Source organism: Bacillus sp. LL01, from assembly GCF_001037965.1.
Genome location: NZ_LFEL01000003.1, coordinates 212792 through 229147, shown reverse-complemented (window position 1 = coordinate 229147; position 16356 = coordinate 212792). Strand labels below are relative to the sequence as shown.

Below are 16356 nucleotides of genomic sequence, written 5' to 3'. Positions count from 1 at the left end.
AATTTACCTACTATTCTACCAAACAATCCCACATAACTTCTATAACTTCCCAGAAATCCTTAATAAAAACAAGATGTTTTACTAGAATATGAATATTTATGCAAAAAATTAATAAAAGGGGTCAGACCCCTTTTTCATTCTTCACAAAATAGTAAGAATTTGCAGGTTGAGAAACCTGGTGTTCTATGTGTATACTTGAGGTTGCAAGTTTTTTTATTAATTTATTCGGGTATTGAATGTTGATTTGAAATATGCAAGATAAGTGAGGACTATTATGTATTATAAAACGCTTACTCACCCTACATCGAAAGAGTGGATTGTGTTGTTTCACGGCTTTGGAGGTAATTCCTCCATCTTTTACAAACAGCTTAAAGCATTCCGCGCTGAATATAATATACTTCTTTTGGATTTGCCTGGTCACGGAAAGTCTCCTTACCCTAAAGGTGTAGATCTTTTTGAGTATTCTTCCGAAAAAACGATTGGTATAATGAACAAACTGAAAATTGAATCCGCTCACTTTGTTGGCATATCCCTCGGAACCATTATTATGCAGGAAATTGCATTGCGTAAACCATCAGCAATTAAGTCCATGGTACTCGGCGGCGCTACACCACAGCTGAAAAAATGGGGCGAGTTTCTTTGCCGACTTTCCGTTTTTTATCCACTTAGAAAACTATTGCCACATATGGTACCTTATCGCATTTTTGCAAGAGTACTACTACCAAGAAAAAACCACTCAGATTCGAGAAAGGCTTTTATCAAAGAGGCCTATAAACTTTCCAAAGAGACCTATTTAGGTTGGGTCCTGGCTGGCCTTAACGGCTATACCACCTATGATCGACTGAAAGGGACTAAAAACAGGATTCCGAAACTATATATTTCCGGTTCGGAGGATCACATGTTCTTAAGTAACACGGTGGATTATGCAAAGGAAGAAGATAATTCCACAATGGAAGTTATACAGAAATGCGGACACGTTTGCAATATAGAGGAAAGTGACATGTTCAATGATTTGGCTGTATCCTTTATGAAACGTGTGGATAAAATAAGTATTACCGCTTGAACAGCTGGAGGGTGACAACTCTCTAGCTGTTTTTTTCTTATTGATAATAGCCACTAAAAAAACCACAAGGCTAAGTTGCACCTTGTGATTTTATCAAATCTATCTTTTCTTGCCTCCACGTACACCGGATGTGATTTTCTTCCATTTCTCTTTTTCCGCGAGCTGGGCACGCTTATCGTTTTTCCGTTCCAAAAACGCCAGCTCTCTTTGCAGTTTCACATAGCTCTGATATCTGGCCGCTTCCAACGTCCCCTCTTCAATCGCTTCCCGCACCGCACAGTTTGGTTCGTTAGCATGCTTACAATCGCGGAAGTAACACTGCTCAGCCAGTGCTTCTACATCCTGGAAACTATGACCGATAGCACCATCTGCTTCCCATAACTGGAGTTCACGCATTCCGGGAGTATCCAGCACTAAACCACCTGTAGGCAGCAGGTACAACTCACGGTATGTGGTCGTATGTTTTCCTTTGTCATCATCACTACGAACTTCTTGTATCAGCTGTTTATCTTCCCCGAGCAGATAGTTCGTCAAGGTAGACTTACCCGCTCCGGAAGAACCGAGCAATGCCACCGTTTTCCCTACAGTAAAATACCCACCAAGTTCTTCTAACCCGGTTTCATCTTTTACACTTACAGCATGAACCGGTACTCCAAAGGCTACCCCTTCCACTTCGTCCTTTTTTCCTTGGACGTCTTTACACAGGTCGGATTTGGTTAGCACAACCACAGGATTGGCACCACTCTCCCATGCCATTACCAGATACCTTTCAAGTCGTCTTGGATTAAAATCGTAGTTCAACGACTGTACCAGAAAAATGGTATCAACGTTTGCAGCAACAATTTGTTCTTCTGTCGTCAAGCCTGCAGCTTTTCTTGAAAACTTACTGAACCTCGGTAACAGCGCATGGATAGTAGCTTTTCCTTCTGCCTGCCGCTCACTTAATACCACCCAGTCTCCAACAGCCGGATAGTCCTCCCGCGTCGCAGTTTCAAAACGGTATTTCCCCGAAACTTCAGCCAGACACTCACCATTTTCTGTTTCCACCCTGTATAATCTTTTATGCTCCAGCATCACTCTTCCTACCGTGTACCCTTGCTTCTCATATTCTGTAAAAGCTTCATTTAAAAATTCATTCCAACCTAATTCATTTCTTTTCAATGTTTTTTCCTCCTAATGGAAAGTAGATATTTTTTTGGGCAAAACAAAAAGACCGTTCTCACGGTCTTTTGCATTACAAATTTATATACCATGGGACGTTTGGTCACAGCCCTTGGAATCTACAATCTCATCAATAAAGGAACAGATCAGTTTAACGATTTCCGTGCAAGGGCTGTGCTTCATTATTTAATTGATTGGCATTCACGACAATTAACTTTTTCATAAAACATCCCTCGCTTCCGTTCGTTTTTTCTTACACAGACTATAATATGGTATTTTTATCTAAAAGTAAATAGGCTATCTGAATTTTCTTTAAAAAAGGCTCTTTTCTCAAAGATTGTTGCTATTCACTATTAAAAAGTCGGCAATTGGACTTTTTATAAAGAAAAATCGGCCTTTGGATTTTTCATTGCTTATCAACTCTAAATTAGGCATGCAGTCTATCCCGTATAGCCAGGAAAAGAGCACGATAGCATAGAATATAACGGTTGGTCTATAAATACGAAAAAGCAACAAAGTTTACGAAAACAGCCTTAAAAAACCTTAGTTTGCTTCAATTTGTGCTAATTTCTTTCTTTGTTTTAGCTGCCATGTGAAGGAAACGGCAATGGTAATGCTAAGGATGACAAGTCCCAGTACAAATGGATAGATAATATTCACATCATATAAAAGCCCTGCAAGTGTCGGCCCCAATACATTTCCGATACTCATGTATGCGTTATTCATTCCCATTGCAAAGCCTTGTTCATTGCCTGCCAGTTTGGATATCAGCGTATTAATGACAGGCCTCAAGATGGAGGTCGCCAAGAAGATGATCAAGGTAATGCCAAAGAACACACCATAGCTTGAAGCAAATAGCGAAACAAGGAATCCGATGGCCGCTACACAAAGGAAAATATTCAACACATTCCCTTCTCCGATGGCGCGCACGATTCTATCTACGACAAATAGCTGCACAATCACACTGATAATTCCAGTAGCCGTAATCATTACCGCAATTTCCTGAGGTGTTGCACCGAACTGGTTGTCAATAAACAATCCAAGAACAGATTCATACGCCATCAATCCGAAACTCATCACAAGCGTGATAATAAGTGGAACGAAATAAGGTTTGTTTACGGATAATGCCAGCTTTTTGAACATCGGTTCCGGATTTTCCTCCTGCGCCAACATCGTTTCCTTCTCCCTGCTTTCTTTTAACACAAGAATGGAGAAAACAGTTGCAACAAGTGAGATCAACGCCGACACCAACAATGGAGTTTTCAATCCGAAGTCAGCCAAGAAACCGCCAATACCAGGCCCAATTACAATCCCCAATGACATGGCAGCAGAAATATAACTGTTCCCTTTCGCACGTTGTTCCATCGTTGTGATATCTGCCACATACGCAAAAAGCGCCGGGATTAAGAGTGCTGCACCAATCCCACCAATCACACGCGACACATAAAGCATCCATATGGAGTCGAATCCATAAAATACAAACATAGATAAGGTCAATCCAGCCAATCCGAGTATAATCATGATTCTTCGTCCGTATTGATCTGCCCATTTTCCAGCCAGAGGCGACATGACAAACTGCGCTCCAGCAAATATGGCGATCATTAATCCTGCAGCCATCCCCCCCTCGCCAATGGAGGCCAGGTATGCAGGTAAAATGGGGATAATAATCCCAAAGCTCCCTACTGCAATAAACATATTTATCATTAAAATCATCATTTTTTTACGTTGTTCAGGTGCCATTATGTCACTTCTTCCCGCTAGTTATTTCGTGCCTCTTAATAAATCAACTTTAGTATTTTATGATTTTTGAAGGACGATGTCAATGGAAGAAGTTTATATTTATCATTCGTAACTCTCCTGCCAATAGGGCTGGCTCATTTCAATTACCTCACCTGTGCGTGGGTTCACCAAAAAGTATCGTTGCTCTTTCTTTTCGGTCACCCCTTTAAAATGATAGTCTCGATCGGTAATGAAAATACGGTGGTCTTCTGTATAAATAGGGACAGTATCTCTGAACTTTTCTTCCCCATTATCCACTATAGAGATTTCATCCCCATATTCATCAAGCACCAATTGCTCCGCTTGTTTAAAGGTATAGGTTGGTTTGCCTACTATAAATATAATGATGGGTACAGAAAAGAAAAAGAGCAGCCAAAGCCTAGGCTTTTTAGTCTTCAACCTATCACGCAAGAAATTGTAAGTCACAACAACCTGTAAAACAATTATAGGTATTACCAAACTGAAATTGAAAATTCCCTTATAAAAATTAGTGTTAATTATTACGAGCAATATAATTTCAATAATAGTAAAGATAATGACACCAAACATGATTTCTGGCTTATTTTTCAATTTGATGCTCCTCCATAACATAAGATTGACCTTTCAATAATATGGTAATTTTTTCATAAAAAAGTCTATCATATAATTTGTTCAATGAATATAGGTTTCTACCATCTATTTAATAAATAGATTAACCATTTCACCATCTGATTAGCAGGCATTTCCCCCAACCATCCTCATTACTTATGTTACAATTGCTTTATTCGAATAAAGGAGTCTTTAGATATGCGAAATATACCTATTATCGGATTAATGGAAGCGTATGTGATTGGCGGACTCGGAGGATATGTATTTTATCTAGGAAACCTACCCTTACCATGGGTTCTCGGGGCTTTAACTTCCATCATGCTTTACCAGGGGATTCTTAAACGTGAGGTGTATTGTCCTGATCCTTTGAAGCAGAGTGGGTTTTTGATACTCGGATTGTTTTTCGGTCTTTATTTTACAAAAGATACTTTATTAACCGTAGCACCCTACATACTTCCTTATGTGTTATCTACCATTGCATTGGTTGCAGTCAGTATCATGAATAGCGTGCTGGTGACGAAATGGATTCCGGTTGATAAAATCACGAGTGTCTTCGGATCGATTCCTGGAGGTCTTTCGGAAATGGTGGTTGCGAGTGAATCGTTGAATGCGAAAAGTTCGCTCGTGGTCATTTTTCAAACAGTGCGTTTGTTGACTGTTCTCTTCATGGTCCCTTTTATTGTAGTCCATACATTTTCAGTGAATGGGAGCGGACTGGACATGTCAGCCTCATTAGGAAATGCCTATGAATTTGGAGGATGGCAATATCTGTGGTTCCTTCCTGCAGTGATTGGGGGTATCCTGTTCAGAAATAAAATCCCGGCTGGCATTGTCATCATCCCCCTTGCCTTAACTGCATTATTTAACATCACCTTAGTGGAAATGGCTGCACTTCCACCAATGTTATTGATACTCGCGCAGATTACGGTAGGAATAGGTATGGGGAAAGGAATATCTTTTGCAGATTTAAAGCTCGGGGGCAGATATTGCTTTGTCTATTTCGGCTTGACCGTCACGTTAATTCTTGTATCCTTTGGTCTGGGGTTGATGTTGGCGGCAATGACCAGCTTGAATTTGCCGACTGCCATCTTGAGTGTAGCACCAGGAGGACTAATTGAAATGGTGTTGACGGCAACTTCTGTTGGAGGAGATCCTGCAGTTGTGAGTTCTCTGCAATTGATAAGGCTATTATTTATCATAATTGTCGTACCTCCTGTCCTTAAGTGGTATTTTGGAAGGAAGCTGGAAGAGAAGGCTGCATAAAAGAAAAAAGGGAAATTCACATGAGGTATAGAATTACCATATAAGTAAACTATGCATGGAGGCTTACATATGAAAATTTTAGTGATTGGCGGAACGCGATTTTTAGGCAGGTTTATTGTAGAAGAAGCGTTAAAGCAAGGTCATGAAGTGACCCTGTTCAATCGTGGCAATCATCTAGATTTGTTTCCTCAAGTTGAATGTATTGTAGGAGACCGCAACAAGGACCTTTCCCTTCTTGAAACAGGGAAATGGGATGTAGCAATTGATACATGCGGTTTTACCCCTAAAGCTTTGACAGAATCAACGAGAATTCTTGCGGATAAAGTGGACCATTATACCTTCATTTCAAGTATTTCGGTTTACAAAGATTGGATTCCGCACAACCTAGAAGAAGACTACCCGGTACAGTCCCTATCAGCCAAAGAAATCGAAGAAATCGGCTATGGCAATCAAGAACAGATCAATACCCATTATGGGGCTCTGAAAGCAGAGAGTGAACGTGCAGCAGAGGAAAATATGCCTGACAAGGTTTTGCATGTTCGTTCTGGCCTACTGGTTGGTCCCTATGACTATTCCGACCGTTTCTCCTATTGGATCAATCGGGTGGCTGCTGGTGGGGAGATACTATCACCTGGTCGAAAAGAAAGAAATATACAATATATAGATGCAAGAGATATGGCTGTCTGGATACTTAAAATGGCAGATGAAAAAGTAACAGGCATCTTTAATGTAACGGGACCTACAACACCGCTCTCTATGGAGGATTTTCTAACCACGTGTAAAGAAGTAATCGGTTCAGATGCGGAATTTGTATGGGCAGATGAAAGCTTTTTGTTGGAACAGCATGTTGCACCATGGACGGAGATGCCCCTTTGGATTCCGGAAGAACATCCGCTTGTTGAAGGCAGTAAACCATGGAGCGGTGCAAGTTCCATAAACATTGGAAAGGCCCTGCAGCACAGGCTGGAAGTGCGTTCAGTAGAAGAAACGGTAAAAGATGTCCGAAATTTTGAGACATCACGAAAAGATGAAGAACGAAAGGCCGGCATTCATCGAGAAAAAGAACAGAACGTGTTGGAAGCTTGGAAAACAAGAACTTAAACCATTTCTTTAGAGAACCTGTGATGAAGAACATCGCAGGTTCTTTTTTGTTCTCCCAAACACCACAACAAAAATAGGCTCAACTATTTTTCTTGTACAAGCGACAAATTTCAACCGACTACGTCAAATTAAATGAAATCAAAATAACTTCATTGGAGTGTTCAACATGAAAAAACATCAAAAAGCGGCTCTAGCACTGGCTATGACACTAGGATTATCGGGTGCGTTTGGATTTTCTTCCTATGATAGTGCTCTTGCTGTTAACAACGAACTTGAGCAGATCACCATCCAGAAAGGCGATACGCTGTTCAGCCTTTCGAAAAAGTATGATGTGTCCATTGACGACCTAAAAAAAATGAACAATCTTACTTCTTCCAAGATTATTGCTGGAGAAAAACTGATTATTAGAGAAGTGACTGATATTGTTGTAAAAAAAGGGGATACCTTATATTCCCTTGCCAAATCCCACGGAACCACCGTCAAGGACTTGAAGGAATGGAACCTGCTGACATATGACAATATCTATACTGGCCAGAAGCTTTTGGTCAAGGCTCCGGTCATTATTCAAGTAAAGAAAGGCGATACCCTCTACTCCTTAGCTAAAAAATCCAAAACATCCGTCGGAAAACTCAAAGAGTGGAACGCCCTTTCTACCGACTCGATTAAAATCGGCCAAAAACTATATCTCTCCCCATCACCCGAGAGCTTCTCCATTACGGTTAAAAAAGGAGATACTTTGTATTCCTTAGCTAAGAAATACGGAACTACTGTAGATGCGTTAAAAGAACTAAATAATCTTTCCTCCAATACCATTTACTCAGGACAGGATTTGCGGCTTAACTAGATAATATTGAAACCCTTTCCCTTCTGACTCGTATAATTAACTAGAAAAAAGGGGGGACAGTAATATGAAAAAAACAGTCTTTTTCTCCGATAATTTCTTCTCATCGGGGGAAACGGAAATTTTCAACGAGGAAGAAAAAGTGGTCGGAAAGCTGGATTTAAGGAGTGCGTTCTCTGCTGCTGTTGATGTCAAAACTCCAGATGGCAATATTATAGTAAGTGGGGCATTCGGTTTCTTCTCAAGTAAATGGTTTGTAAAAGACCATCAGGATAAAGAGCTTGGGGAGCTCCGCCAGCGTTTCGCTTTCTTCAAATCCATTTATGAATATAATGCATTCGGCCGAGGCATTTACCGGTTGGAATGTCCCGCTTTTTCCCGGGAGTACACATTGTATGACGAAAACGATGAACTTGCAGCAGAATTCAAAAGAACGGACAGCTTCTTTGAGTCAGTAGCCTTCCAGCTTTCCGACTACACGTCGGATCTTGAGGCCGAAGAGTTAGTTGCCATCGTGATGGGAATGAACGCCATTCAGAAAAGAAGACGATCACAAAACAGTTCTGCCGCAACATGATTCCATAAAAAGAGAGGCTGCCCTTAAGGTCGATTTTAACCTTACGACAGCCCCTTCTTATAAATTTTACGACAATTCCCTTTTTAATTGCATCAACTTCAACAACTCATCATCCATTGCGGAATACTCATCACTATCCTTACTCACCATACTGATTTTCCCCAACAATTCCGTAATCCTTGCCTCCAATACTGCAATCTTCTCCCTTGTTTCTTTTACAGTAGAAGACACCTGTTTCTTGATATTCTCTTCATATTCTTTTAAGCCGGTTTCCATTCGCTTAATTCTTTTATTTTCAATAACTAACAATCTGTCACACAGCTTTTCAATGAAATATCGATCATGAGAGATGACGATCAGCGTTCCATTGAACGTAGACAAAGTAGCCTCCATCTGTTCTCTGCTCGGTAGATCCAGGTGATTGGTTGGTTCATCTAGAATCAATACATCATATTCCTGCATGATTATATGCACAAGCTTGACTTTTGTCTTCTCACCAAGGCTAAGGATCATCAGTGGTTTGGTGAGCTTTTCCTCTTTCATCCCCATATTCGCAAAAATGGTGCGCGCTCTGGATACATTCCCCAATCCTTTGAGATCCAAATACTCCATTGCAGTTTTATCCATCGACATGTCTCTGACTTCCTGGCTCAAATATGCCACTTTCAAAGAACTGCTTTTCCAGAGGGAACCTTTCGTTATGGATTCCTGTTCCAATAACATTTTTACAAAAGTTGTTTTCCCTGCCCCATTTTCACCAATAAACCCTATTCTTTCGCCATGCTTCACATAAAAATGACTTTTTTCAAAGACAAGTCGATCTCCGAATTGTTTAGATAACCCTTTTGCCTCAAGAATCCTTTTTCCTCTTTTCCCTTCAGTTTCAAATTCAAATTTGACCTGGACTTCCTCCTTTGGCTTTTCCACTTTATGTTTAGATAGTTCAAGTTCAAGCCTCTTTGTTTTTGATTTGATTTGGTTATCCTTTTTCTTTGCTTTTACCCGTTCAAACTCTTTTAAACCCATCTGTTTTTGTTCACTAGGATTATTCCTTTTCCCTGCTTCCCTATGCGCTTTTTCCGACCACTTCTTCAGGTTGGCGACTTGATCTTCAATAATTTTTATTTTTCTCTGCTGCTTTCCATAATTACGTTCCTGCTGTTCGAGACGACGTTGTTTCTCTTTACGGTACACAGTGTAATTACCTTCATATTCCAAAAGCTTACAATCTTCTATCTCGTAGATTTTAGACACTGTCTTATCCAAAAAATATCTATCATGAGAAATGATGATAGCCGCACCGGCAAACTTCTGCAACTCCAAAACCAGCCAATTGACCCCTTTCATATCCATGTGATTTGTAGGTTCATCTAGACAGAGAAACTGTGCAGAATGCGCCCAAATTTTCGCCAATGCCAACTTAAGTCTCTCCCCTCCACTCAAGGTTCCATAGGAGGACTCATCATTGGTGATGGATTTATCCAATCCCAACTCACTGGTCGTACGGAGGAGGTTTTTCCCTTCCTCCCTCATTTCTTCATCCGTCGTTATTGTGTAATCGGTGCTTTGCGGGAGATAGCCGATTTTCAATGTCGATGGAAGTTTCGTAATACTTCCTGAATCTGGTTGTATCGAGCCCATCAACAGCTTCATCAAGGTCGTTTTCCCTGCGCCGTTCCATCCGACCAACCCTATCTTTTCACCATTTCTTATATCAAAGGATATATCTTTTAAAATATCCCGTTCTCCAAAACTTTTATTCACTTGTTTCACCTGTAAAATCATTGTCATACATAAGCACCTCATTATTGTTTTTTTATTTATAAATGAGCAGCCATATTATCAATCATCACAAAAAACCTCCCCGGGAATTCCTGGAGAGGTTTTAAAGATAAGTCGATTGCGTACGCAAACAACGCCTATTCTACAAGTAAGTATCACAAAATAACACTATTCCCTAACGGATAGTGAAGCATATATACACCGATACTTATGGCAGGTAAAAATGGGCAGACTAATCCAATTCTCCAGGTTCCTCATTTTATAGAACATATGAGTTCACTCCTAAGAAATAGATTAATTCCACATCGCACCTTGTACCTTCCTTTTCTCGTTTTGTATTACCATATTAGTATATTTACCCTTTTTAAATATGTCAATGCCATTTATAGACAGTGTTTGCTGAAATACCGCTTGGTTTCCTCGTGAGAGAGCATTCTTAGAACCTCCTCTTTCTTGAAAATACCGATCTCGCTTATCTCATCATCCAGGGGCTTACAATCAGCTATGTTGCCTTTACATTCAACTAGAAACATGGTTGTCTCCTGTGAATGAAATCCGATCCTTTTTGCGACATCCTCGGGAAACTCAAATTTTATTTTTTCTTCTAATTTACATTCAACAGAATATGAATCCATTCCCGTCTCTTCTTTCAGTTCCCTGAGGATGGCTTCCTGGAGAGAGGAATCCCTTTCCTCCACTCCACCTTTTATGAAATCCCATTCCCCAACTATTTCATTTTTTCCCTCAGTTGTATTGATTTTCGTTTTTAGTATTAGAACATAATGCTCCCTTATTGTGACAATGGCACCAACCGCTTGCCTGATCTTCATAAACGTCCTCACTTTCCGATTTCTGAATCTTTTTTTTATTTTATGATATACTATACAGAAAGAAACAGAAACCATCATATGGAGGTTATGCATTACATGGAAATACTTTTTCCAGTGATTGCGCTATTTTTGTTAGGAATGCTTGTGTTTTCAGGAAGTGGCATCATGGCTTTTTTGAATAAGAATGTTCACTTTGTAAGTGTCATTCTCACCATGGTCACCTTTGGCACACTCTATAGTGTAATTGCCAATATTACGGCTTTTCTGCCGGCCATTATTACCATGTCCACTGTTCTCTCTCTTTTAGGGATATGGGTAGTAAATAATTTCAGGTCCGCAAAAATTGCCCAAAGTGGTCAGAGGGAACTAGAAAAACAAACCGAATAATATATTTATGGTATCTGCACTAAAAAAGCCGCTTATGTAACCAAAAGTTACAAAGCGGCTTTACTTTTATCCATTTTTCAATGACAAGCTTTCCTTCAGATAACCGAATGGTTTTTGAATAGCTTTTACAACGTACTTATTACCGGTAATAACCGTCACCAATACACTCAACAACAAGAGTAGCATATAGCCTGCTGGTGAGTTGACCGCCTGACCGAAGCTTGTTTCAAAGAACCATTTGATGATAAACCCGTGTAAAATATATACGTAGAAAGATCTTCTTCCAATACCAGTGAACATATATTTTTCTTTTGGAACCAACGCGAAAAATGCAATGGTAACAAGCATACTTCCAGCATAGATGCCTATACGGATCAACATATCGGTAATGGAGGAGAATGTATAAGTTCCATACAGGATACTTGCTCCATCAATTCCGCCCAGCCAGATATAGATCCCTGCAAATAATACTACGAGAAATCCAGTTGCATAAACACGATATGCACCATTTTTCAGCCTTTCGAACAAGTCTGTTCTCGTTAAATAGTACCCTATCAGAAAGAATGGAAAGAAATAAAAGGTTCTATCCAAGCTCAGGAATCGCTCATGTATATCAATGAACCCGACCCCTACTCCCAGTAATATCGCCAAAGGAATACTATACCTCGCCTGCAGCTTTCCGAACAATGGAAGCATCAGTTTCCAAGCAATCATACTCAAAAGGAACCACATCGCCCATCTCGGGGTGAAATATTCCAACGTCATGGATGAATCTGCATATAGCTGACTGTAGAACAACGTATAGATGGTCTGCAGAATCAGATAAGGTACTAGTAATCTCGTAATTATTTTTACATAATAACCCTTTTTGTGAAAGTTGGTACTGAAATGCCCTGCCAATAGGATAAAGGCCGGCATATGAAAAATAAAGATAAAATGATAGATGGACACAAGCCACTCATCGTTTGCACGATATGGTGAAATGATATGTCCGAATACAACAAGAAAAATTAAGATGAACTTCGCATTATCAAAGAAGGAATCGCGAGTTTTCATGGTGTTCTCCTCCATTTCTACTTATACGAAGGTATTTACCCAAATTTATTAGCATCGTAAACATGGGACACATATTCATTCGAAGAGTATAACATGAACCTGTCCGTAGGGGAATTGTAATAATTTCCTTAGGTTGTGTGTGGTTCATGAGAAGGTAGGGTAGGAGGAAGCCTATGAAGTGGGGAATACGGAGAATTGGCATCTGTTATGGTAATTTTGTTTAATGTTGAAGAGAATGATGGAAATATGTGCTCGCAACAGCGATTTCCCAGATACCCCCTCGTATATTACCTATTAATTCGTCGTATATTTGTGTAATTCGGCGAAAGTAGTATATATTTCAGCGATTTTGAAATTAATTCAGCGAAAATTAAAATATATCAGCGTTTATCAGCATAATTCAGCGATACCCAAAATCCCTTCCCGAAAATCATACTATATACCCCCTCCCCTCTACTCCAAAAAGCGGTAAGCATCCCAAGAATATAAAATACTTGTTCATTTTTCACCTCTCAACTACATCCCTCACTAAAAAAGCAGATGGATCCTAACATCCACCTGCTTTCATCAATACTCTTCCTCGCCTTTTAGAAAACGGGAAAGTCCTTCCACCGCTTCCTTTTCATCAGATCCTTCCGCTTTTACTGTTACCACATTTCCCTTGGCAATTCCAAGCGACAGGAGACCGAGAATGCTTTTTGCATCTATGATTCTGTTATGCCTGACTACCTTAATATCAGCCACATAGCTATTTGCTTTTCCAACAAAATATTGTGCAGCTTTTGAATGTAGCCCATACTCAAGTGCTACTGTTATCTGTTTGGATACCATAAAAATCCCCCACCTACCATCAAATTTATATATGGTATGTGAGGGGATATTGGTTCATGAATAATTTTTGTAAAATAGTACTTTTGCCTACCCTATTTGATCATCATTTCCACACCAGGTCCGAAGGGAATTCCTGCTAGTGCAAAGATTACCAAGAGAATGATCCAAACTCCTAGGAAAATAAGGCTATAAGGAAGCATCAGCGCTATCAGTGTTCCTAGTCCCGCCTTTTTATCGTAGTCTTTCATGAACGCTAACACGACGATGATATAAGGATTCAATGGTGTAATGATATTTGTAGATGAATCAGCGATACGGAACGCTGCTTGGATGAAAGCAGGGTGATAGTCGAGCATCCAGAACATCGGAATGAAAATGGGAGCCATCAATGCCCATTGTGCTGAACCACTGAAGATAATCAGGTTCAACAAAGCCGCAAGCAGGACAAATCCGATGATACCCGGAATACCGGTCAAGTTCATACTTTCCAGCAAGCCCGCGCCGTTCACCGCAATCCAGATCCCTAAATTAGACCAGTTGAAATATGCAATGAATTGTGCAGCGGCAAAGATTAGAACAATGTAACCCGACATATCTTTCATGGATTCAGCCATCAGCTTCGGTACATCGCCAGTGTTTTTAATTTTCCCCACTGTAACACCATAAGCTATTCCTACAACAATAAAGAAAAAGAGTGTGATCGGTACAATTGCTGTAAGGAATAAGGAAGGTACAAGTCCACCATCCTCATTTCTCAGGATTGATTCCGGCCAAAATACTGCAACAGCCAATAAAAGCAAATACACGAGCCCTGCAATAACCGCATTTCTTAAACTGCCTGATCCATTTATGCTATTTGTCTACTTATCTATTTTTATTATCGGGATCTCATGGGCGGTCAATCAATTTGGTGTAAGTGTCGAACACCCGGGTACAGGGGAAGAGCTCCCCATCAAAAGCTTGTTATCCAGTGAAGGGATAGAGTTTATCCTGACTTCGTTGCTGACGAATTTTACCGGTTTTGCTCCATTAGGACTGGTTTTGGCAATGATGCTCGGTATAGGTCTTGCAGATAAGGTGGGGCTGATTGAAGCGGGAATTAAGAAAACAATCTTGAATGCCCCAAAGGCGCTGATCACGTATGCGGTTGTCGTTACCGGTATTCTAGGAAACCTTGCTTCCGATGCAGCGTTTGTCATTGTTCCTCCTCTGGCTGCAATGATATTCTACACGATTGGGAGACATCCCTTAGCTGGACTTGCAGCAGGTTTTGCCGGAGTTGGTGCGGGCTTTACAGCCAATGTCATTGTGGCAGGAACGGATGCCTTATTATCAGGCATCGCAACAGAAGCTATTAAGCCTTTTGATGAGACGTTGATTGTCACACCGGTTGATAATTACTATTTCATGGTAGTGTCTGTTTTTATTTTGTCTATTGTCGGTGCAATGATTACTGATAAATTAATCGAACCGCGGCTAGGGAAATACAAAGGAAAAGTCGACAAGGAATTGGAAGAGCCAAATCCGTTGGAAAGTAAATGGATCAGGCAGTTTATTTCCTATTCTTTCGACACCTCCCAGGAATCTATCAAGCATGGAGGATGATTTCTGTTGCTGAGTTTGTAGTTCGCTCAATTTAACTCACTCCTTTTGGGTATAGTTCCTTTTATCTTCCGTAAATATTTACTAATATAATATAACAAATTTTCAGTTATTTCAGCGGTTTTTGAGAATTGGGAAATCTCACTAGGATTTCCCACATGTTCACAAAAACGATAATGTATATATTTTTCTGGGTCTGCCCCTATGACCTGACTGTTCTTCCCCTGACACCCTTACAAGCCCGGAACGTTCTAGCTCAGTCAGAATACGTCGGGCATTTCTTTCCGTACTCTTTAGCCAGCTTGCCAAGTCCTGTGAGGTAATCACATCTTTTTGATAGTATTGTGCCAAGGATTTTATCTTGGAAACGATGGTAGGGCTTATATTAACATCTTTCAATTTTGCTTCCCATTCCTGTCCGAGGGAACGTGATTGAAAAGATAACTTGTCTTTAGTATTAAAGAATTCAGTTACATCCCTGTCTTCGTTCACGCAAACAAGCGATGATGTCTTCTTCTCCCTTGCATGATGAAAGGCCTGTCTCACATTTTCTTCTGCGGCAAGTACCGTCTCACCAAATCCAAGTCCGAGTCGTACTTTTAGATTACTTTGCATGTTGATATCTTCAATTAACTGCAGCAACGAATCTCCTTCAATATGCAATTCAAGTTCCCCTCTTGTTGTAAAAAGTAGAAAAAGTCCATCTCCGAACTGGACAAATGAGCCGTTGACTTCTTCTGCGAATCGGAGCATCAACCGCCTTAGCTCCAGCTCCTTGATCTTCATTTTATGAGAATAGTGCATCTCCTCCAAGGAAGTAGCCGTATGGATGACCTCCACGCCAAGTATCGCAATTTGTGATTTTCGGTAGCGTAAAGAATGTGCGCGTTCAATTAGCACTTCCAGTGTCGACAAGATGGCAAGGTCGGACGGTATGATACGATAGCAAGGAATCCCCATTTCCTTCAGCTTTACAGACACAGATTGAATACAAGTAAAAGCCACCTCTATTTTTCCTTCTTCATACAATTCTTGATGGTATTTTACCAGATCCCCGGTCGGCACAAAGCCATCATAAGCATATGAATGAAAGTTGATTGCTTGAAGAGAGAAGAAGTCCCTGTTCATGTCAATCCTGCTTTGTTTAATTGTATCGATACTAATGTTTTCAAAGATTTTCTTTTCTTTCATCTGTGCTTCAAGGAGAGTGCCGAGAAAACTAGAACCATATAGCTCGGCATAACTTCCTTCACTTTTATTAATAAGCTCCTTGGACCTTGCATAAGAGAATGGAACTTGTCCAGAAAACATCCATTGATCGACTGCCCCTTTGTTCATATATATTATCTGGTCAATCTCCTCCAGTGAAGTATATGAAAACGAAAGCAGATCAACACTCTCAAACTCTTTTCCTACATACTTGATTCGTTCTATGGAATCAGTCGGTCCGATAATTCCTATTTTAACTTTCACTTTTTCACCTCATACAGAGTAT

Annotated in this window: 15 protein-coding genes and 2 pseudogenes; 8 read left to right on the top strand and 9 right to left on the bottom strand. The window is 40.2% G+C overall.

Going from position 1 to position 16356, the window contains the following annotated elements:
* The first annotated feature begins 274 nt into the window (after window positions 1-274).
* Window positions 275-1063: an alpha/beta hydrolase gene (locus AB685_RS10675; protein WP_047970590.1), complete on the top strand. Its 789-nt coding sequence runs from the start codon at window positions 275-277 to the stop codon at window positions 1061-1063.
* A 99-nt stretch (window positions 1064-1162) separates the two neighbouring features.
* On the opposite strand, the gene rsgA is transcribed toward AB685_RS10675, so the two are convergent.
* Window positions 1163-2224 (bottom strand): ribosome small subunit-dependent GTPase A, encoded by a 1062-nt coding sequence (gene rsgA / locus AB685_RS10670; RefSeq protein ID WP_047970589.1) that lies wholly within the window; start codon window positions 2222-2224, stop codon window positions 1163-1165.
* Window positions 2225-2314: 90 nt separating this feature from the next.
* Here rsgA and AB685_RS32370 point away from each other — a divergent pair, with 90 nt between their 5' ends.
* Window positions 2315-2449: a hypothetical protein gene (locus tag AB685_RS32370; RefSeq protein WP_277814282.1), complete on the top strand. Its 135-nt coding sequence runs from the start codon at window positions 2315-2317 to the stop codon at window positions 2447-2449.
* A gap of 318 nt (window positions 2450-2767) precedes the next feature.
* Here AB685_RS32370 and AB685_RS10665 read toward each other — a convergent pair whose 3' ends face one another.
* On the bottom strand, window positions 2768-3964 hold the full coding sequence (locus AB685_RS10665; protein WP_047970588.1) for an MFS transporter: 1197 nt from the start codon (window positions 3962-3964) through the stop codon (window positions 2768-2770).
* Between the two features lie 102 nt (window positions 3965-4066).
* Window positions 4067-4573, bottom strand: a complete 507-nt coding sequence (locus tag AB685_RS10660; RefSeq protein WP_047970587.1) for a hypothetical protein — start codon at window positions 4571-4573, stop codon at window positions 4067-4069.
* A gap of 216 nt (window positions 4574-4789) precedes the next feature.
* On the opposite strand from AB685_RS10660, the gene AB685_RS10655 reads away from it, so the two are divergent.
* The 4 genes from AB685_RS10655 (at window position 4790) to AB685_RS10640 (ending at window position 8373) form a co-directional block, all read left to right on the top strand.
* Window positions 4790-5854, top strand: a complete 1065-nt coding sequence (locus AB685_RS10655) for an AbrB family transcriptional regulator (protein WP_198530488.1) — start codon at window positions 4790-4792, stop codon at window positions 5852-5854.
* 69 nt (window positions 5855-5923) lie between these two features.
* Window positions 5924-6955, top strand: coding sequence for an SDR family oxidoreductase (locus AB685_RS10650; RefSeq protein ID WP_047970586.1), 1032 nt, complete (start codon window positions 5924-5926; stop codon window positions 6953-6955).
* A gap of 166 nt (window positions 6956-7121) precedes the next feature.
* Entirely contained in the window at window positions 7122-7799 is a 678-nt protein-coding gene (locus AB685_RS10645; protein WP_047970585.1) for a LysM peptidoglycan-binding domain-containing protein, read from the top strand.
* Window positions 7800-7863: 64 nt separating this feature from the next.
* Window positions 7864-8373, top strand: coding sequence for a hypothetical protein (locus tag AB685_RS10640; protein ID WP_047970584.1), 510 nt, complete (start codon window positions 7864-7866; stop codon window positions 8371-8373).
* A 66-nt stretch (window positions 8374-8439) separates the two neighbouring features.
* Here the strand turns inward: AB685_RS10640 and abc-f are convergent, their stop codons facing one another.
* Together abc-f and AB685_RS10630 are read right to left on the bottom strand one after the other, a co-directional pair.
* Window positions 8440-10164, bottom strand: coding sequence for a ribosomal protection-like ABC-F family protein (gene abc-f / locus AB685_RS10635; protein ID WP_047970583.1), 1725 nt, complete (start codon window positions 10162-10164; stop codon window positions 8440-8442).
* Between the two features lie 374 nt (window positions 10165-10538).
* Window positions 10539-10985, bottom strand: coding sequence for an NUDIX hydrolase (locus AB685_RS10630; protein WP_047970582.1), 447 nt, complete (start codon window positions 10983-10985; stop codon window positions 10539-10541).
* A gap of 96 nt (window positions 10986-11081) precedes the next feature.
* On the opposite strand from AB685_RS10630, the gene AB685_RS10625 reads away from it, so the two are divergent.
* Window positions 11082-11372 (top strand): hypothetical protein, encoded by a 291-nt coding sequence (locus tag AB685_RS10625; RefSeq protein WP_047970581.1) that lies wholly within the window; start codon window positions 11082-11084, stop codon window positions 11370-11372.
* A 66-nt stretch (window positions 11373-11438) separates the two neighbouring features.
* Here AB685_RS10625 and AB685_RS10620 read toward each other — a convergent pair whose 3' ends face one another.
* The 3 genes and pseudogenes from AB685_RS10620 to AB685_RS10610 form a co-directional block, all read right to left on the bottom strand.
* Window positions 11439-12428, bottom strand: coding sequence for an acyltransferase family protein (locus AB685_RS10620; RefSeq protein ID WP_047970580.1), 990 nt, complete (start codon window positions 12426-12428; stop codon window positions 11439-11441).
* Between the two features lie 567 nt (window positions 12429-12995).
* Window positions 12996-13259, bottom strand: coding sequence for an HPr family phosphocarrier protein (locus tag AB685_RS10615; protein WP_047970579.1), 264 nt, complete (start codon window positions 13257-13259; stop codon window positions 12996-12998).
* 92 nt (window positions 13260-13351) lie between these two features.
* Window positions 13352-14092, bottom strand: a pseudogene (locus AB685_RS10610) (AbgT family transporter); the annotation flags it as partial.
* A gap of 16 nt (window positions 14093-14108) precedes the next feature.
* Between AB685_RS10610 and AB685_RS10605 the strand changes: the two are divergent.
* Window positions 14109-14774, top strand: a pseudogene (locus AB685_RS10605) (AbgT family transporter); the annotation flags it as partial.
* Between the two features lie 249 nt (window positions 14775-15023).
* On the opposite strand, the gene AB685_RS10600 reads toward AB685_RS10605, so the two are convergent.
* Window positions 15024-16334, bottom strand: a complete 1311-nt coding sequence (locus AB685_RS10600; protein ID WP_047970578.1) for a hypothetical protein — start codon at window positions 16332-16334, stop codon at window positions 15024-15026.
* Window positions 16335-16356: the final 22 nt, after the last annotated feature.